This is a genomic window from Micromonospora fulviviridis (assembly GCF_014648395.1).
Classification (GTDB): Bacteria; Actinomycetota; Actinomycetes; order Mycobacteriales; family Micromonosporaceae; genus Micromonospora; species Micromonospora fulviviridis.
The window spans coordinates 671,220-688,596 of the sequence record NZ_BMRA01000002.1 but is presented as its reverse complement, the minus strand read 5'-3'; the positions used below and the strand labels follow the sequence as shown (position 1 = coordinate 688,596).

At 69.9% G+C, this 17,377-nt stretch carries 20 protein-coding genes; 13 read left to right on the top strand and 7 right to left on the bottom strand.

Translation table 11 applies throughout. The features are described from left to right. Positions 1 to 77 precede the first annotated feature (77 nt). The 3 genes from IEY96_RS08225 to IEY96_RS08215 all read right to left on the bottom strand — a co-directional run bounded on the left by IEY96_RS08225 (position 78) and on the right by IEY96_RS08215 (position 1,061). Positions 78 to 344: a hypothetical protein gene (locus IEY96_RS08225; protein WP_189194174.1), complete on the bottom strand. Its 267-nt coding sequence runs from the start codon at positions 342 to 344 to the stop codon at positions 78 to 80. A gap of 129 nt (positions 345 to 473) precedes the next feature. Beyond that, positions 474 to 614 (bottom strand): hypothetical protein, encoded by a 141-nt coding sequence (locus tag IEY96_RS08220; protein WP_229791441.1) that lies wholly within the window; start codon positions 612 to 614, stop codon positions 474 to 476. Between the two features lie 57 nt (positions 615 to 671). Next, the gene (locus IEY96_RS08215) at positions 672 to 1,061 is read right to left on the bottom strand and encodes a hypothetical protein (protein ID WP_189194172.1); all 390 of its coding nucleotides are present in this window, start codon (positions 1,059 to 1,061) and stop codon (positions 672 to 674) included. 233 nt (positions 1,062 to 1,294) lie between these two features. Here IEY96_RS08215 and IEY96_RS08210 point away from each other — a divergent pair, with 233 nt between their 5' ends. Further along, the gene (locus tag IEY96_RS08210) at positions 1,295 to 4,174 is read left to right on the top strand and encodes a DEAD/DEAH box helicase (protein WP_189194171.1); all 2,880 of its coding nucleotides are present in this window, start codon (positions 1,295 to 1,297) and stop codon (positions 4,172 to 4,174) included. 85 nt (positions 4,175 to 4,259) lie between these two features. On the opposite strand, the gene IEY96_RS08205 is transcribed toward IEY96_RS08210, so the two are convergent. Beyond that, the gene (locus IEY96_RS08205; RefSeq protein ID WP_189194170.1) at positions 4,260 to 5,066 is read right to left on the bottom strand and encodes an inositol monophosphatase family protein; all 807 of its coding nucleotides are present in this window, start codon (positions 5,064 to 5,066) and stop codon (positions 4,260 to 4,262) included. Beyond that, a complete protein-coding gene (locus IEY96_RS08200; RefSeq protein WP_189194169.1) occupies positions 5,063 to 6,082 on the bottom strand; it encodes a DUF5919 domain-containing protein in 1,020 nt (339 codons plus the stop codon). Before IEY96_RS08200 ends, IEY96_RS08205 begins: the two co-directional genes overlap by 4 nt. A 239-nt stretch (positions 6,083 to 6,321) precedes the next feature. Here IEY96_RS08200 and IEY96_RS08195 point away from each other — a divergent pair, with 239 nt between their 5' ends. From IEY96_RS08195 to IEY96_RS08180, 5 genes are read left to right on the top strand one after another with little or no spacing between them, the layout of a single operon-like run. Continuing rightward, positions 6,322 to 6,531, top strand: coding sequence for a hypothetical protein (locus IEY96_RS08195; protein WP_189194168.1), 210 nt, complete (start codon positions 6,322 to 6,324; stop codon positions 6,529 to 6,531). Further along, positions 6,528 to 7,394 (top strand): FAD-binding oxidoreductase, encoded by an 867-nt coding sequence (locus IEY96_RS08190; RefSeq protein ID WP_229791440.1) that lies wholly within the window; start codon positions 6,528 to 6,530, stop codon positions 7,392 to 7,394. The genes IEY96_RS08195 and IEY96_RS08190 overlap by 4 nt, the downstream gene beginning before the upstream one ends. Further along, on the top strand, positions 7,391 to 7,558 hold the full coding sequence (locus IEY96_RS32535; RefSeq protein WP_229791439.1) for a ferredoxin reductase domain-containing protein: 168 nt from the start codon (positions 7,391 to 7,393) through the stop codon (positions 7,556 to 7,558). Before IEY96_RS08190 ends, IEY96_RS32535 begins: the two co-directional genes overlap by 4 nt. 5 nt (positions 7,559 to 7,563) lie before the next feature. Further along, positions 7,564 to 8,112, top strand: coding sequence for a ComEA family DNA-binding protein (locus IEY96_RS08185; RefSeq protein ID WP_189194167.1), 549 nt, complete (start codon positions 7,564 to 7,566; stop codon positions 8,110 to 8,112). Between the two features lie 40 nt (positions 8,113 to 8,152). After that, a complete protein-coding gene (locus tag IEY96_RS08180) occupies positions 8,153 to 8,767 on the top strand; it encodes a 4Fe-4S single cluster domain-containing protein (RefSeq protein WP_229791438.1) in 615 nt (204 codons plus the stop codon). Between the two features lie 446 nt (positions 8,768 to 9,213). Here IEY96_RS08180 and IEY96_RS08175 read toward each other — a convergent pair whose 3' ends face one another. After that, a complete protein-coding gene (locus tag IEY96_RS08175) occupies positions 9,214 to 9,918 on the bottom strand; it encodes a VOC family protein (protein WP_189194165.1) in 705 nt (234 codons plus the stop codon). Between the two features lie 188 nt (positions 9,919 to 10,106). Between IEY96_RS08175 and IEY96_RS08170 the strand changes: the two genes are divergently transcribed. From IEY96_RS08170 to IEY96_RS08155, 4 genes are read left to right on the top strand one after another with little or no spacing between them, the layout of a single operon-like run. Further along, the gene (locus tag IEY96_RS08170; protein WP_189194164.1) at positions 10,107 to 10,535 is read left to right on the top strand and encodes a hypothetical protein; all 429 of its coding nucleotides are present in this window, start codon (positions 10,107 to 10,109) and stop codon (positions 10,533 to 10,535) included. Then, a complete protein-coding gene (locus IEY96_RS08165; protein ID WP_046567934.1) occupies positions 10,529 to 10,756 on the top strand; it encodes a helix-turn-helix transcriptional regulator in 228 nt (75 codons plus the stop codon). The genes IEY96_RS08170 and IEY96_RS08165 overlap by 7 nt, the downstream gene beginning before the upstream one ends. Beyond that, on the top strand, positions 10,753 to 11,730 hold the full coding sequence (locus IEY96_RS08160; protein WP_189194163.1) for an NAD(P)-dependent alcohol dehydrogenase: 978 nt from the start codon (positions 10,753 to 10,755) through the stop codon (positions 11,728 to 11,730). The genes IEY96_RS08165 and IEY96_RS08160 overlap by 4 nt, the downstream gene beginning before the upstream one ends. 5 nt (positions 11,731 to 11,735) lie before the next feature. Continuing rightward, entirely contained in the window at positions 11,736 to 11,921 is a 186-nt protein-coding gene (locus IEY96_RS08155) for a hypothetical protein (protein ID WP_189194162.1), read from the top strand. Positions 11,922 to 12,047: 126 nt separating this feature from the next. Here the strand turns inward: IEY96_RS08155 and IEY96_RS08150 are convergent, their stop codons facing one another. Continuing rightward, positions 12,048 to 12,512: a hypothetical protein gene (locus IEY96_RS08150; RefSeq protein WP_189194161.1), complete on the bottom strand. Its 465-nt coding sequence runs from the start codon at positions 12,510 to 12,512 to the stop codon at positions 12,048 to 12,050. Between the two features lie 132 nt (positions 12,513 to 12,644). Between IEY96_RS08150 and IEY96_RS08145 the strand changes: the two genes are divergently transcribed. The 3 genes from IEY96_RS08145 (at position 12,645) to IEY96_RS08135 (ending at position 17,297) form a co-directional block, all read left to right on the top strand. Continuing rightward, a complete protein-coding gene (locus tag IEY96_RS08145; RefSeq protein WP_189194160.1) occupies positions 12,645 to 14,000 on the top strand; it encodes a hypothetical protein in 1,356 nt (451 codons plus the stop codon). After that, positions 13,997 to 14,806, top strand: coding sequence for a hypothetical protein (locus IEY96_RS08140; protein WP_189194159.1), 810 nt, complete (start codon positions 13,997 to 13,999; stop codon positions 14,804 to 14,806). The genes IEY96_RS08145 and IEY96_RS08140 overlap by 4 nt, the downstream gene beginning before the upstream one ends. Before the next feature lie 163 nt (positions 14,807 to 14,969). Next, positions 14,970 to 17,297 (top strand): acylase, encoded by a 2,328-nt coding sequence (locus tag IEY96_RS08135; protein WP_189194158.1) that lies wholly within the window; start codon positions 14,970 to 14,972, stop codon positions 17,295 to 17,297. Positions 17,298 to 17,377 lie beyond the last annotated feature (80 nt).

Below are 17,377 nucleotides of genomic sequence, written 5' to 3'. Positions count from 1 at the left end.
CGGCACTGTCACCTCAGGCCTCGAACGCTTGGCCCGCTGCACATGACACGCGGTGAGGTTCATGCTGCTACCGGACGTCAGGCGTCAGCCTTCGGTTGCGGTTCCGTCTGCGTAGCGAGGTCATTGATTACTGCGCCCACGATTTCCCGTAGCCGGCGAAGCTCCCCAGCGATGAGGCCGAGCTCGTAGCAGTGGTGGTGACCCGCGCGGGACAGTGCTGACCAGGCGTAACCGGCCCGGCCGGCGATGTGCCGGCCAGCATAGCGGTCGAGGATCAGGAACTGCGGCGACGGGGCACGCATGCCAGCGACTTCGGGATGAAGCCGCCTCCAGTAGTCGTCCATCGCCGCCTCCAATGCCAGCCGGAGCAGCCGGGCGCAAGCCCGGCCATGCGCCACGTGTGCCGCGCACGACGCTGGTCAGCAGCTGGTCGGCCGCGTCGAGGCAGCTTTGAGACAGAGTCGCGGTCTCGGTCATCGCAGCTGCTCGGCGAGCCGGCGGGTGTCCCGTACGAGCACCTCGAGATCGAACATCCCGGGCTTGTGCGCCCCCTGCTTGCAGGCCTGGAACACGTCACCGGCCCATCCGCCGAATTTGTTCAGCCGGCTGAGCATCTTGCCGCCCTCGTGCATGTCGCCGAAGAAGGGCCAGGGCCGTGACCTGGTTCAGCGTCATCGCCTTCTCGATGAGCTCCTCCACACCGCCATGCCGTTCCCCGCGACTGATGCGCTCGCGTCGGATGCGCTCGTGGCAGGCTGCTTCCAGCGCTGAGCGGCAGCAGCCGGCCACCAAGGGGACCGCGCAGTCTCGGCCAGTTCCTCGGCCTTGAGGATCGAGGCGGCCTCGCTCAGGTATCGCTCGATCGGGTCGCTGTTCTTCCGGATCTCGATCACGGACTCGTCGCGGCGGGTAGCGGCCCAGATGGTGGCCCCTATGCGCAGCCGGCGTACCGCCTCGGGTAGCCGGTTGTTGTGGGTGAAGACGATGACCTGTCGGGTCTCCGCCAGGCCGGCGAGCACCTGCGCCAAGCCGTCGACTTTCGAAGAGACCATGCTCTGCACGGGTCGTCGATCATGACGAACCGGAGCCAGATGTCCCCGCGCGGTTCCGCCGGGCCGCCACATCCTTCGGATCGGTAAAAGATCTTGTACGCGAGGCGGCACCCACGCGACGGCACGGTGCGGTTAGCGTCATTGCTCCATCACCCCGCTCCTGGCCCGATCATGTCGTTGACGAGCCGGCCAGCGCCTGTTTCTGGAGGTTGTGTATGGCCAGCGGCCAGCCCAGGAGACTCGTGAAGGTCGTGCAGCGGGCGCTGGAGGCTGGTCCGGTGTCCCAGGACGAGCTGATCACGAGCTTGCATCAGGCTGGAATTCGCGTGGACGTGGGCGTGCTGTGGGAGACATGCCGTATCCACGGCTTGGCCGATCTTCGCGGCGACCTCTGGGTACCGAGGGGGTGGGCGGCAGCGGTCAACGAACGTTGCGAGGCCGCTGGGTCAGCTTCGGCGGGTGTTCTGGGGCCCGGATTGCCGGCGCAACGAACCAAGGCGGGTCCGCCGACGCAGGATCGTGTGGCACGGCGCGCGGACGCGCAGGTACAGCGGCTGGCGGATTCGGTCGGACTGGGGACGCCGGAACCCGTACCGCCGGTCGGGCCGGTGCCGGCCGGCTGGAACGAAGTGGCGCGGGGTGCATCCCGGGCGCTGGCCGACGAGCTGGCGAAGGTCACCAGCCGCCGCACCGAGACGGATGTGCCGCTCATGGATGGTCAAGAGACGGGCCAGACCGCCACGCGGCGGTTGGTGCGCTTCGAGGCGCAGAGCGAGATCGGTACCGCTGAGGGGACCAGTGGCCTGCTGATCGTTCAGGATCTGCAGATCGAGGTCGAGGTGATCTCGGTGTTCGGCGCGGTTGTCACCCTCTCGTTGCCGTCGGACGCGCCGGTCACGCGCGAAGCGACGCTGCGGCTCGACATGTCATGGCTGTTGAGCGCCCAGAGCAGGCGGCTGTGGGAGCTGATCGACGGCGGTCCCGGCTTTGATGCTGCGGCAGCGTTGACAGCCGTTACGCCCGAGAAGCCGGCCGCCACGCCGACCTCGCCACCCGCTGAGGTACGGCTGGGGTCCGGCGAGGTCGAGCGGCTCAACGAGGGCCAGCGCCGAGCCGTCGAGCTGGCCCTCACGCATGGAGTCACCTGGCTGTGGGGACCACCCGGCACGGGCAAGACCACGACGATCTCGGCCCTGGTTGCCGCTCTGGCGGCGCGGGGCAAGCGGGTGCTGCTGGCTGCGCCCACGAACGCGGCGCTGGACGTGGCGGTCACCTCGTTGTTCGACCGTGCGCCGCAGCTTGCCGAAAACGGAGCGGTCGTCCGGCTTGGCCAGCCGACCGACAAGCTTCTGAACCACCCCGCCGGCGGCACCGTCCTGGTTGACGTCGTCGCCGCGCAACGCGGTGCCGTGCTTGCCGCCGAGCGTGTGGACGTCGGGCAACGGCTGCAACAGGCGCGGCATGATCTGGCCGAGCTGCGGCGCGTCAAGGGACCGCTCACCGATGAGCAGCAGCAGAGGCGTTCCGAGCTGGAGAGCAAGGCGGCTGAACTTGCGTCGCTGGCAGAGGGGCTGGATCGCCTCCTGCTGCAGTTTCGCCGCAAGATCTGCCGCGAGGCGACGGTCGTGGCCGCCACCGCTCACCAGACTGTCCTTGACACCCTCAAGGAATTGACGTTCGACGTGGTGGTGCTCGACGAGGCGAGTATGACCACCGCTGTGCTGGCCATGCTGGTAGCCGGCACCGGGCACGGGCACACCGTCATCGCCGGCGATTTCCGGCAGCTTCCGCCGGTAGCCGTCGCCGACACGCCCGCCGCGCGGGAGTGGCTGCACAAAGGTCCCTTCGAGAAGGCCGGCGTAGCGCGTGCCGTCATCAAGGAGGGCCACCTCCCGGATCGGCTCGCGGCGCTGACCGCGCAGTACCGGATGCGTCCCGCCATCGGCCACGTCGTCAGCACGGCCTTCTACCGGGAGAGCCCCCTCATCACCGACGACACGGTCCTCGTACGCGAACGGCGCAGCCGAATTCGCTGGGCCAGCGGCGAACTGGTGGCACTGGACACTTCACGGCTTGCCGCCCGCACCGCCCGCCGGCAGGGCAGCACCTCGCGGTACAACCTCATGCATGCGCAGGTGATCGCCGCATTACTTGGCAGCGCCACCACCCTGACCCGCGACTTGGCGATGATCACCCCATTCACGGCGCAGGCGCGGCTGCTGGAGTCGCTGCTGATCGACTTTGGCTTGGACGGGTGGGCGTCCTCAACGGTGCACCGCTTTCAGGGCGGCGAGCGCGACATCGTCGTCTACGACACGGTGGACACAGGACGTGGCGTGGCCAAACTTCATTCCTGGTTCACCGATCTTGATCCGGACAGCACCGGAACGCGCCTGCTCAACGTGGCGGCCAGCCGGGCGAAGGATCACCTCGTCGTGGTGGGCGCGTTCGATCAGCTGCACCGCACCGGCTCGTCCGCCGACCCGCTGTGGCGGTTCTTCGCCCACCTGCTCGACCAGGCGGTCCACCTGTCCTGGCAGGAGGCAGTCGATCTCTCCGACGGGACCACGGAGCACGTCCCATCCACGGAGGTGCTGCCGCGGCTGCGCGAGGACATCGCCAATGCCACCGCCGTCGACATGTGGCTACCGTCCGCTCCGCTGGTCGGTCTGCCGAAACTCCTGCCGGCCCTGCGGTCGCTACCGGCAGCCCACGGCGAAATTCAGTCGAACACGATCTGGGTGGAGCCAGACGGAGACGGGTATCTGCCAGCGGAGGCGCTTCACGCCAGACGCGAAGGCGTCAATATTCGTCCCTGCACTCCGATCTTGGAGTCCAGCGCCGTGGTAGGCGACATCGTCTGGTCGGCTGGGGCATCACTCCTCGGCTCCGATCCGGGGGTCGTTCTACGCACAGAGAGCCCCGGGTTCGCCGACCTGGTGCGTCGCACTCAGCGTCGGAGGCGATCGGCGGCGGTACCGGGCACTGGCCAGCTCGGCGACGAATGCGGGCGCTGCCAACGGATGCTCGTCCGCTTGGAGCTGCCTCGCCGAGGAGCGCCGGACGTGCGCTATGAGTGTCTGTCGTGCGACGGATCGCTCAGACGAGGAAGAAGACTGTGACAGTCAAGAATTCCCGGCGTCGCGCACGGCGGAATGGGTGACGCTGCGGTCCGGGGTGTCCAACGGTCGGGCCGCAGTCCGAGGGTTATTGATTGCCCGTCGCCATCGAGGCGGCCTGGTGGTAAGTCGCGAGGACAGCCTCCGCAAGCAAAGGTGCGACCGCGAGAGTGACAGTCGAGTCGACGTCATGAATCGCACCGTCTTGGTCGATGACAACCGCTCCCGCTTCCCGCGCGATGACAACTCCTGCCGCCATGTCCCAGGCATGGTTCGACAGGGTGAGTGCGGCGTCCAGCCGGCCCTCGGCGAGCCATACCAGGTCGAGTGCGGCGCTGCCCGTCATCCGTACCCGCTGTACCTCAGCGGCGAGCTGAGCTGCCAGGGCGAGTCGTAAGCGGTTCCTGGGCTCGGCGTCCGGGCCCACCGCGTAGTCGCCAACTGCGACGATGGCGTCGCTCAGGCGGCTGGTGCTGCTTGCGCTGATCGCTTGACCGTTCGCGTAGGCGCCGTCGCTCTTGGCGGCGGTGAATCGAGATCCGAGGAAGGGCAAATCGATCACGCCGAGGACCGCCTCGCTCCCGTTCACGAGTGCGAGTGAGACGGCACACATGGGCAGGCCGCGTACGAAGTTTGCCGTGCCGTCGATCGGATCAAGGACCCACTGCATCTCGGCCGAGCCGACCCGTCCTTCTTCCTCGCCGAGGAACCCGATCTCTGGCGTCTCCGTGACCAGGAACGCCCGGACCTCTCGTTCGATCGCGTAGTCCAGTTCCGAGGCCACATCGCGGTCACCCTTCACCGTCAGAGCGCCTGCTGGCCGCCGTCGCATCGCCTCGGACGCACGCATCACGGCTTCCTCTGCGATCGGCAGCAGGTTACGGTATTCGCTCACAGCATCCGCCGCCGCTGCCACTGTGACTCGAAGACCTGCTCAAACACCGGGTACAACCCTGTCCCCGCCTGATCTCGGCCAATGACGAAGGCGGGAGAGTCGATACCTCGGCTGTCCGCAAGGTAGGGCTGCGCCACACACAGATCGTCCACCAAAACGATGTTGAAGCGAAGGGTCTCGTCGTAAGTCGCGAGGTTCATGCTGTCCTGCATGTCGGCAGGCAGCCGGTCGCGCACTCGTAGCAACGTTTCCATGTTGAGCTTCGTCAGAGCCGAGAGCTGACCAGCCGGGAACCCTTCCTCCACCTCCCGGGCTTGGATCGCCGAGCCGGCCGGATCGAGGAATAGGCATCGGACTCGGGCACCGTTCGCGAGTAGTGCCTGCCAGCGGCGGTCGGCGTAGCCCTGGCACAGCATGTTGAGCGACAGGCCGACCGCCCGGATGTCCTGGGCGCTGTCGAGCAGCTGATCCGGCGGTAGGTGCGCAGAGAGCTGGGACCGGCTCGGGTAGACGGCTGTCAAACCGGCAAGCGCATCGGACGGCTGCGGCGCGGCTTGCCGGTCAAGCATGTTGAGCGCGAGCATGACGTCGCCGGGCGGGGTTTCGCTGCTCTCCCAGCGCAGGACCGCCTCGCCGTTCGGGCGCCAGCCGAGGGCTGAAGCGAGCAGTTGGGCGAATTCGTCGGGAGTCAGGGCGGTGGCGGCACGGGCGCCGGCCACCCGCCGGCGCGCAAGCGTGCCGAGGTCTGGCTGGGCAGCACCAGTGACGGGACCTGACTCGTTTGCGCGGAGCACGACCGTGAACCGGTCGTGGACGTCCTCACCCGCCTTGCTCAGCGCTGTATCGAGGGCGGCTTGCATCTCAGGTCGCGGGCACACCGCTTCCTGCCCGGCTTCCCATTTTGACACTGTCCGTTCAGCAACGCCGAGGTGCGCCGAGAAGTCCCGGATGCTCATTCGTAGGGCTTGGCGCAGAGCTCGCGTTTCCAGGCCGGTCCACCGGTGCACGGTCGTCATCGTGCCGCCTCAGGTCACGTTGAGATCAGTTCTCGGGCAGCCTAGCTCCATCACGTGCAGCACAGTTACGGCTGAGGTGCAGTGCGTAGTCATGTTGTGAGTTCGAGTGGCTGACCAGGGTGAACGCATGGCCCGGGGCGGGTGCTGGGCTCCGGCCGCGTCGTTCCCCCGTACGGCAGCGGCCGTCCCCGCCCGCCCCGGCGCCACTCCACGCATCCCACCGCCGGAGGCGCCTGCCGATGTCCGCCGTACTCCCCGACTTTCCCGTGCTCACCCCGATCACCGACGAGGACCTGGCCTTCGCCGCCCACGCGGCCCGCGTCCACGCCCTCGGGCCTTGGCCGCAGGGCCAGCTGTGCCGCAGCGAACGCGTCCCGTACCCGTGTCGCCTGGCCCGCTGGACCCACGCCGCGGGCCTAAAGGGGGAGCAGTTCGGGGAGCCGGCGTGACGGAACAGGAGACACCCGAGGCGGTCGCCCGTTGGCTCAGTCTGGTCGCTGCGGACGCGGAGCTGTCCCCGTACCTGATCGGCGTGGACCGGGACCGGCCGACGGAACAGGTTGCAAGAGCATTGGCCACCAACGCGGACCTGCCGTATCTCGGTTGGTCGGAGGCTGAGCAGCGCCGCGCGGAGAGCTACCTGCGGCGGCGCTCGTTCTGGGAGGAGGTCGAGGACCGCTGCCCGGGCCTGCTGCCCGAGCGGGACGCCCCGCTGATCGAGGCCACCCTGCGCCGGCTCACCGACCGGCCGGACCGTTCCGAGAAGCTGGCGCTGCTGAGCGTCCTGGGCCGCGCGCACCGCCGCTACGGCCTGCGACCAGAGCACCAGACGGTCATCGACGACGCGCTACGGACCACCGTGCCCTGGCAGGAAGTCGAGTCGGCAGCCACAACAGCGGGGGACGGCCCGGCCTGGTGGCCGGTCGAGGTGCTCGACCACGACCCGGCCTGCGACGGGGTCGCCGTCATCACGGTACGGCCCTGGAGGCGGCTGCCCTACCGGCCCGGCCAGGCGGTGCCGGTCTGCACGCCGCGCCGGCCCGGCCGGTGGCGCTGGCTGTGCCCGGCAAACGCGCCGCGCCCGGACGGCACCCTCGAGCTGCACGTCCGCGCGGTCCGCGGCGGCGCCGTCTCCACCAGCCTGGTCCATCAGGTCCGCCCCAAAGAGCTGCTCTACCTCGGCCCGCCAACGGACACCGGGCTGAGCCTGCACGACGGGGACTTGCTGCTGATCGCCGGCGGCACCGGGCTGGCGCGCCGCTGCGCGCGATCGTCGAGCAGGTCGCGGCCGCCCCGGACAGTCGGCACGTGACGCTGATCGTGGGAAGCCGTGACGTGGCGAGCCTGTACGACGCGATCACTCTCGACAAGCTTCAGCAGGCCCACGACTGGCTGACCCTCGTGCCGGCGTTCTCCCATGATCCGCTCGCTGAGCCGGGGGAGCGGAGTGACGCGCCGACCAGCAGAGTGCGCTGAGCAGCGTGGCAACCGCCGTTGTCCTGGCCAGCTGGATTGCCAACATCCTGCACGCCTGCCTGATCAACCCGGCCTGGCTGCGCTGGCGGGCCAGCCACACTCCCTGGTACGCCCAGCCCACGGCGCCGCCTCCCACCTGGCCCGGCAACCCCTACCCTCCCACCACCGCGCCGCCCACGATTGCCGACCTGACGACAAGCGCGCAGGCGTACTACGGTGCGGGTCCAGCCGCGACATCCGTACCCCAGCAGCCGGCACCGCCCGTGACCCCACCGGCTCCCCCGTCGCCGCCGGCCACGGCCCCGCGGCCCCTGGACGTCAACGCGGCAACGTTCGAGGAACTCGCCGCCCTGCCCGGCTTCGGGACGGAGCGCGCGAGCCGGGTGCTGGCGGAACGGCACCACCGACGCGGGTTCGGCAGTATCGAGGACTTTGCGATGGTCGCGAACCTCGCGCCGCACGAGTTCGCTCACCTCAGGAACCTGCTGACTTGCACGCCGCCGCCACAGCCGCCGGCGGGCTATTCGCCGCACGGCCGAGTACTCGATGTCTGATGCCCGTCACCTCCCGCGCACCGTCACCGACCCGGCGCTGGTGTCGATCGCCAGATTCGTCTCATCGACCCGCGCCGAGGGGCCGGGCGAACGCACCGCGATCTGGGTGCAGGGCTGTTCGATTCGCTGCCACGGCTGCTTCAACCCGCACATGTGGAGCTTCCGGGGCGGGGAGACGGTCGCACCGGATGGCTTGATCGCCAGGATCCTCGATGCCAACACCGAGGGCCTCACGCTGCTCGGTGGCGAGCCCTTCGACCAGGCCGCCCCGCTATCAACGGTCGCAGCGGGGGTACGCCGGGCCGGCCGGTCGGTCATGACCTTCACCGGCTACACCATGAAGCAACTAAATGATGCTGTGGACGGGGGCCGCGAGGATGTAGCCAGGCTGCTGGCCCAGACAGATCTGCTCGTCGCGGGTCGGTTCCTCGCCGATCACATCGCCACGGTCCGGCCCTGGGTCGGCTCGACAAACCAGGAGTTCGTCCTGCTGACCGATCAGTTCCCGGATCTTCTCGTCGACTTCGACTCCACCCCGGACCGCCATGAGGTCACTGTCGATGCCTCTGGTCGGATCGGCGTCAACGGGTGGGCGCAGCTGGAGGCGCTGCACGAGCTGCTGGAGTCCACGGGCCGACGCGTGCGCGGAGGTTGACGCCGCCAGGTGCCGAAGCCCCGCCACAGGTAGACTCTCCTTACAGCACATTTCGCCAACTCAGGCTGCGTCGGGTACGTCGTTCCACGGCGCCGACAGGGTTTCGGTCATGACTGTTTCCACTCAGGCCTGTCCCGCCTCCGCCGGGCTGCGGCGCTCGCGGCGGCCGCCCTCGCCGCGGCGGCCCTCGGCGTCGCCCCGGGGGCCCGGGCCGAGGCCGCCGCCAGCACGCTCTCACTCGGCGACGCCAACCTGACGGTGGTACGCATCAGCCGCGCCCTAGCCGACGGCGTCACCCTGACCCGGATCGAGCGGGGCAGCGAGCCGGCGCCGGCCGACCAGATCAACACCACCCGGGGTCCATGGGTGGTCAACGTGCTCACCATCGACCCGAGCAAGGCCCGGGGAGTGGATGTTCCAGCGGGACCGGCGACGGGGAGCTCCGGTCAGTTCCTTCGTACGCAGAACTCGTTGCCGTCCGGATCGGCCAGCACGACGGTGCCGTCGTCACCGACCTCGAGCCGAGTGGCCCCGAGAGACAGCAGCCGTTCGACCTCCGCCTGCTGGTAGCCACCGGCCGGGGCGAGGTCGAAACGCTGCCGGTTCCGCCCCTGCTTCGGGGCCACGGGCGGGCCGCCCCACGCAACCTTCGTGCCGGCGTGCGGTGACTGGATCGCAGTCTCCTCGTTCTGGTCCCACACCAGCGGCCAGCCCAGCGCCTCGCTCCAGAAGAGGCCGACGTCCCGGGTGCCTTCGCAGGTGAGCTCCCCGAGGAAGCCGCACCCGGCGAGGTAGTTGTTGCCCGGCTCGATCACGTCGAACTCGTAGCCCTCGGGGTCGGCCAGGACGACATGCCCCTCCTCGGGGCGCTGCCCAACGTCGAGGTGACTTCCGCCGAGCCTCAGCGCCGTCGTCACCGTCTGCTGCTGGTCGTCAAGGCTGGCGCTGGTCAGATGGAGGTGCATGCGGTTCGGCCGCACCATCTCCGCGCCGCTACGGGCGAACCGGAGACTGAGCTGGGTTCCGTGTCCCGGCAGGAGTACACCACCGGCGTCCTCGAGGATCTCCCGGCCGAGTATGCCGGCCCAGAACTGCGCCACGCGGTCCGGATCGCGCGCATCGAACGTCACCGAGAGAAGTCGCGAGCTCATCGCCCCACGCTAGGCGTGGGCCGGCAGGGCGACAATGCCCTTTTGACCGGCACCAAACCTCGGCCGGCGCGACCGCGCCGGGCCTGTCACCGGTTCCCGCCGCCCACGCGATGTAAAAGTTTCTAGACACGGTGTCAAGGACGCCTTACTCTAGGAGTGTCAAGGATTCTTTACATGGGGAGTCGATCATGACGCATGAGGAGAAACGCGCCTGGACCATGCTGGTGGTCAGCGTCGTCGGGTACGCGGTCTACGCGGCGGTCGTCCTGAGCCGGGTCGACGGTGGGCCGCTCTCCGCGACCCCCTACGTCGACGTTCTCCTGTGGACGGTCGGCGGCGCCATCGTCGCGAACATCGTGGCCGAGATCGCGATGGGCGTGGTGAACCCGCGGGCGTCCCACGTCAAGGACGTTCGCGACCGGGAGATCGGGCGGCTCGGCGACCATGTTGGCCAGGCGTTCGTGGTCATCGGCGCGGTGTCGGCGATGCTCATGGCGTTGGCCGAGTGGGATTGGTTCTGGATCGCCAACGTCGTCTACCTGTGCTTCGTCCTGTCGGCGGTGGTCGGCTCCCTCACGAAGGTGATCGTCTACCGCACGGGTGTCCCGCAGTGGTGAAGCCGACCCAGGTCACGAACAACATCCGCGCACTGCGCTTCGCGCATGACGAGATGACCCAGGCCGAACTCGCCGAGCGGATCGGCGTGACCCGGCAGACCGTCATCGCCATCGAGCAGGGCCGCTACTCGCCCTCGCTGGAAATGGCGTTCCGGATCGCCCGCGTGTTCGGCGTACGGCTCGACGACGTGTTCCAGTATCCCGAGGAGGCGGCACCATGAAGGCCATCGTCCAGGACACCTACGGCCCGGCGGACGTGCTCCAGCTCCGCGACATCGGACGGCCGGCCATCGGCGACGAGGATGTCCTCGTCCAGGTCCGCGCGGCCGGGGTCGACCCCGGAGTCTGGATCTTCATGGCCGGCCGCCCCTACCTGGCGCGGCTCGCGAGCGGGTTGCGCCGGCCCCGGGCACCGGTGCGCGGCCGGGACCTGGCCGGGGTGGTAGCCGCGGTCGGCGCCCGGGTGACCCGGTTCCGGCCGGGCGACGAGGTGTACGGCACCTGCCTGCGCGGCTCGTACGCCGAGTTCGCTAGCGCACCGCAGCGGCGACTGGCCCGCAAGCCGGCCAACGTGTCGTTCACGCAGGCCGCCGCGGTGCCGGTCTCCGGGATGACGGCGCTGCGCGCCGTACGCGACAGCGGCGAGGTGCGCCCGGGGCACCGGGTGCTGGTGATCGGCGCATCGGGCGGTGTCGGGTCTCTGGCCGTGCAGATCGCCAAGGCGTACGGGGCGACGGTGACCGCAGTCTGCGCCCCGGCCAAGGCCGATTTCGTCCGCTCCCTCGGCGCTGAGGACGTCCTCGACTACACGAGCGAGGAGGTCGACCGCGACGGTCCGGTGCACGACGTGGTGATCGACACCGGCGGTGATCGGCCGTTGTCATTGCTGCGGCGTGCGCTCACCCCGCACGGGACGCTGGCGCTGGTCGGTGGCGCGTACGCCAAGGGCCCGATGCTCAGCGGTTACGACCGGCAGATGATCCGCGCGCCGCTGCTGTCCCTGTTCGTCGGCCAACGGCTTCGCAGCGTGAGCGCCGTGGAGCGGGCCGAGGACCTGGACGAGCTACGAGATCTCATCGAGTCCGGCGCGCTGACCCCGGTGGTCGACCGCACCTACCCCCTTGCCGAGGCATCGGACGCGATCCGGCACCTCCGGGACGGGCACCCGGCAGGAAAGGTGGTCCTCACCATCTGAGCTGCTTGTCACAGCGGCGCGCCAGCCTCGCCGCCTTCCGGCGCCGCGACCCGTACGCCGGCACGACCCAGCTGCTCGTCGAGCTGCTGGCCGACCCCTCCGGCCTGGCAGGTTGGTTTCTGCGTCTGATCGATGTCGATCCTGAGGCGGCACTTGTCGTCGGCCAGCGCCGCCTGCCCGGGGTCGCCTGACCGGGCGCCACACGACGCTGAGCCGGTGGACCGCCGCCTTCGAGGCGTTCTAGCTGGGGTAGTCCTTGAGCGGCGCAAACGTGCGGCCTGAGTATCGGTGGCCACCCTTTGTGGCCGCCCTGGTTGTCAGTTGTCGGCAGCCCAGAATCGGACCCGGAATCGTTCGGCGTCCATGATCGGGATGGGGTGGTCTGGTTGTGCTGCGATCCGGCACAACTGGCTCCGTCCGGTGATACTGACCTGGGCGTGGTAGCGGCCCGGCGGCCCGAGCGTCAGGATCGGGCTGGCCTGGAACTCCAACATGCCGGACACGTGCACGGTGCCCTCGCTCAGGGCCAGGGTCACCTGTTGCTGAGCATCCGCGTCCTGCCGGTCGTCGGGTGGGGTCGCGGCCCAGGACTCAAGCACGACCCGGGCGCAGTGGTAGGAATCCGAGGCGCTCATGAGGTACAGGATGTCGTCGCCGGCGGAGCAGAGCGGCACCTCACCGGCGAAGAGATCATCCAGGAAATCGGCGGCCGCACCGGCAACGATGATGATGCCGTGCTCGGGCGGTAGCAGCGCCTCGACGCTGTCCAGCGGTCCTGTCATCGCCCCTCACAGTAGTTTGTGGGACCTCGCTCTAGAGCGGGCCGGACGGTGGGGTACAGCGGCAGCGGCGAGCCCGGTACTAGGGTCTCCGTTGGCCGTCGAAACGGCGGCTGGCCGACACGGGGAGGTGTCATGCGGCGTCGTCAATTGCTGGCGTCCGGGATGTTCACGGCGATCGGGCTCAGCGCCGGCGAGCTACTGACAGCAGCGCCGGCCGCCGCCGAGACAACCCCGCTGAAGAGCGTGGGCACCCAGCTGCCGGTAAACGACCTGCGCGCGATCGAGCTCGACGAGGCGCGCGGCCGCCTCTACATCGCCCAGGGGGTCGGCGGCGGGCTGCCGCTGGTGGTGACCGACCTCGACGGCCGGCTGCTGAACCGGGTCACGGCCATCGCCGACATCTCCGACCTCGTCCTCAGCGACGACGGGCGGACCCTGTACGCGGCCCAGGGCTTCAACCGGATCGTCGCGTTGGACGCCGACACCCTCACCATCATCGCCAGCTACCCCGCACCCCCCGGCGCCCACCTGTACACCGTCGAACCGACCGGCGAGAAGGTCGTCGGCGGCTTCATCGACGCCGGCATCGGCTCCGGCGGCCTGCTGATCTGGTCCGCGCCCGGCACCCCGCCGGTGGTCTACACCGCAGGCCCCAACTACCACCCGATCATCGACGCCAGCCCCGGCGCGTCCGGCCTCCTCGTCGCCGGCGACACCGGGTATTCGCCGGTCACCACGTACGTCATCGACGTCTCGGGTGACAGCCCGAAGATCATCGCCCGGCGGGACAACACCGGCAGCAACCTCATCGACTACGCCGTGAGCCCGGACGGCACCGAGGTGGTGGAGACGGTCGGCTACCCGTACGAGCACCACTCGTACCGGCTGCCGGATCTCGCCGACGCCACCGTCTATCCCAGCGGGGTCTATCCGCAGGACGCCGCCTGGTCCGGGGACGGCTCCACCGTCGCCATCGGCCGCGCCTCGACCGCCTCCGGTGACGCAGACGTCTACCTCTACGGCAAGGGCAGCACGGTCCCGACGTACGCCGTCGACTTCCGCAACGGCGACAGCCTCTGGGAGGGCACGCTGCTGGTCAACCGGGACGGCACCCGGGCCTGGGCGGTCAGCTCGACCGACCCCTACCAGGAAACGCAGCTGCTGCACTCCTTCGGGCCGGCGCACCCGCCGAGGCCGCCGGTCACCGACCTGGCCGTCACCGCCCAGGTGGGGACCGGCAAGGACAAGAGCGTCGCACAGCTCGCCGTGACCTGGAGCTCGCCGATCGGCGACGACAACTACTGGTGGATCACCGCCTCGACCAACGGCGGGGCCGAGCGGGAGTTCTGGCGCGGCAAGATGGACGCCAGCGGCCGGTACACCCTCACCTACTCGCTGCCACGCGGCACCACCACCTTCACGGTCCGGTACCGCGACTACTGGCAGTTCTACCCGGACGGCTACGCAACCGCAGTGCTGCAGCGGTGAGCGCACCGACCCGGCGTCGCGGTCCGCTCGTCCGCCGCAGCGCACTGGCGTTGCTGCTGCTCGCCACCGGCCTCGCGGGCTGCGCCCGACCAGGTGCCGCCGGCGCCGTCTGGGACACCCCGGCGCCCACCGCCGAACCGACGGGAAGTGCCGCTGCGGCGACCACGAGCGCTGTGGCGTCACCAACGCCGAGCAACCGCTCCGCGAGCCCCTCCGCCAAGCCGAAACCGCGCCCGACGGGGGCAGCGCTCGGCGGCTCGGCCGCCGCCCCGCCGCCGGTCCCGGCCGCCAAGGCCACCCCGGCCCCGGAATTCCCCCGCGGCTACACCCTGCTGTCGCAGACCTGCACCCTCCAGGTCGGCCAGCAGGTGTACGTCTCGCGCAGCGGCAAGACGAAGGGCAATTTCCGCTTCTGCACCCAACGGCTGCGCAAGAACGACACGGGCGGCTACTACCTGAACCCGTACGTCTTCGTTGAGCCGTTCTACCTCGACGGCGGCCGCTGGCTCCCGGACTCCCGTGAGCCGGTGAGCCTTTCCATTACCTGCCGGGTCGTCCACGCCGGCGAACAGGACTACTCCCTCACCGCCACCTCACCGAGCGGGAACGGGCCCGGCCACACCGCGTCCTGCGGCCGGCTGGTGCCGCATGCGGTCACCCCGACGACCGGCAGCGATGCCTACACGATCCGATTCACCGGATACACCTCGGGCGGACACTACGGCGTGCTGGCCTTCGACACCGAGGTGCACTTCCCGGGCGCCGGCAAGCCGACCCCGGAGCAGCAGGTGACCGTACCGGGCTGACCACCAGGCACGCAACGCGCCGGTGGGTCGAGGCCCCCCACGTCGCCAGCGGTGATCGATGGGTGACTTGAGCAACTTTCACTACTAGCGTCGGTCGGACCTGGACAGTCACTACTCGGGGAGGACGTCCAATGTTCCGTCCACACCACCACCAGAGCGCCCGATGAGGGCGCGCCCACTTGCCGCCGCGGCGACGGCCACCGTCCTGGTCGCCGCCGGCCTCACCATCAACGGCGGCACCGCCTCCGCCCACGGCAACGGCTACTCCGCCCTGATCCAGCGCGCGTCCTACGGCGTACCGCACATCACCGCCCGCGACTTCGCCAGCCTCGGCTACGGCGTCGGCTACGCCCAGGCCGAGGACAACATCTGCCTGATCGCCGAGCAGATGGTCACCGTCCGCGCCGAGCGGTCCCGCTGGTTCGGCGCGACGACCAGCAACGTCACCAGCGACCTGTTCCAGCAGAAGGCCGTCGACGCCCGCGCCGCCGAGCGCTGGCTGGCCGGCCCGCGCGACGGCATCCACGCACCCTCCAACGAGGTACGCGACCAGATCCGCGGCTTCGTCGCCGGCTACAATGCGTACCTCCGCAGCGCCAAGAACAAGATCACTGACCCGGCCTGCAAGGGGAAGGACTGGGTACGCCCGATCACCGAGCTGGACATGTGGCGGGCGAACTGGGCCCGGATGATCCGGGCCAGCTCCGGCGCGCTCGCCGACGGCATCGTCGCCGCCACGCCACCCGGTGCCGGCGGGACCGCGAGCGCCCCGCAGGCCGAAGCCGTCGTCGCCGCCCGCGACGGCGCGCCGGCCGGGGTGGGCAGCAACGCGTACGGCCTGGGCCGTGACGCCACCGCCAGCGGTGCCGGCATGCTGCTCGCGAACCCGCACTTCCCGTGGGACGGCGGCGAGCGCTTCTACCGAATGCACCTGAAGGTGCCCGGCCGGTACGACGTGGAGGGCGCGGCCCTGGTCGGCGACCCGATTGTCGAGATCGGCCACAACGGCCGGATCGCCTGGTCGCACACCGTCTCCACCGCCCGCCGCTTCGTCTGGCACCGGCTCACGCTGGTACCCGGCGACCCGACCAGCTACCTCTACGACGGCCAGCCCCGGAAGATGACCTCCCGCACCGTCACCGTCCAGACGCCGGGCGGCCCGGTTACCCGTACCTTCTACGACACCCATTTCGGTCCGGTCGTCGTGGTGCCGGGCACCTTCGACTGGACGGCGCAGGCCGCGTACGCGATCACCGACGTCAACGCCGCCAACAACCGCGCGCTCGACGGCTGGCTCGCCATGGGCGGGGCGAAGTCGGTGGGTGAGCTGCGGAAGGTGCTCGACCGGCGGCAGTTCTTACCCTGGGTGAACGTCATCGCCGCCGACCGCGACGGCAATGCCCTCTACGCCGACCACTCCGTCGTGCCCCGGGTCACCGGCTCCCTCGCGGCCGCGTGCATCCCGGCGCCCTTCCAGGCCTTGTACGCCGGCAGCGGCCAGGCCGTCCTCGACGGCTCCCGCTCCGCCTGTGAGCTGGGCCGGGACCCGGACGCCGCGGTGCCCGGCATCCTCGGCCCGGGCAACCTGCCCGCGCTGGTCCGCGGCGACTACGTGACCAACTCCAACGACAGCTACTGGCTGGCCAACCCGGCCCGCCCGCTGGAGGGCTACCCGCGCATCATCGGCGACGAGAGCACCCCGCGCAGCCTGCGGACCCGGCTCGGCGTGCACCAGGTGCAGCAGCGGATCGCGGGCACCGACGGGCTCCCCGGCAAGGGCTTCACCACCGGCAAGCTGTGGGACGTGACGTTCGGCAACCGGGCGTACGGGGGAGAGCTGGTCCGCGACGACCTGGTCCGGGTCTGCGAGGCGCACCCGACCGCCACCGCCTCCGACGGCACCACCGTCGACCTGACCGACGCCTGCGCCGCCCTGCGCGGCTGGGACCTGAAGGTCAACCTCGACAGCCGGGGCGCGCACCTGTTCACCGAATTCGCTCTCGCCGGCGGCCTGCGCTTCGCCGACCCGTTCGACCCGGCCGCCCCGCTCACCACGCCGAGCCGGCTCGCCGTCGACGACCCGCGGATACGCACCGCCCTCGCCAATGCCGTCCGCAAACTGGACGGCATCCCGCTCGACGCCCGCCTCGGCGACATCCAGACGGAGCCGCGCGGCGCCGAGCGCATCCCCATCCACGGCGGCCGCGCGGAAGCCGGCGTCTTCAACATGATCATCGGGGTGCTGCAGCCCGGCGTCGGCTACTCGAAGGTGCAGCACGGCTCGTCGTTCGTGATGGCCGTCGAGCTGGGCCGCAATGGGCCGTCGGGCCGGCAGATCCTCACCTACTCGCAGTCGGCCAACCCGCACTCACCCTGGTACGCCGACCAGACCCGGCTCTACTCGGGCAAGGGCTGGGACACCATCAAGTTCACCGAGCGGCAGCTCAAGGCCGACCCGAACCTGATCACGTACCGGGTGGGGGAGCGGTAGGCCGGGAGCACCCGCTTCGCGAGCGAGGGCCCGGCGGCCGGCCAGCCGGCCGGCCGCCGGGCCCAGCTCGGCTGCGATCG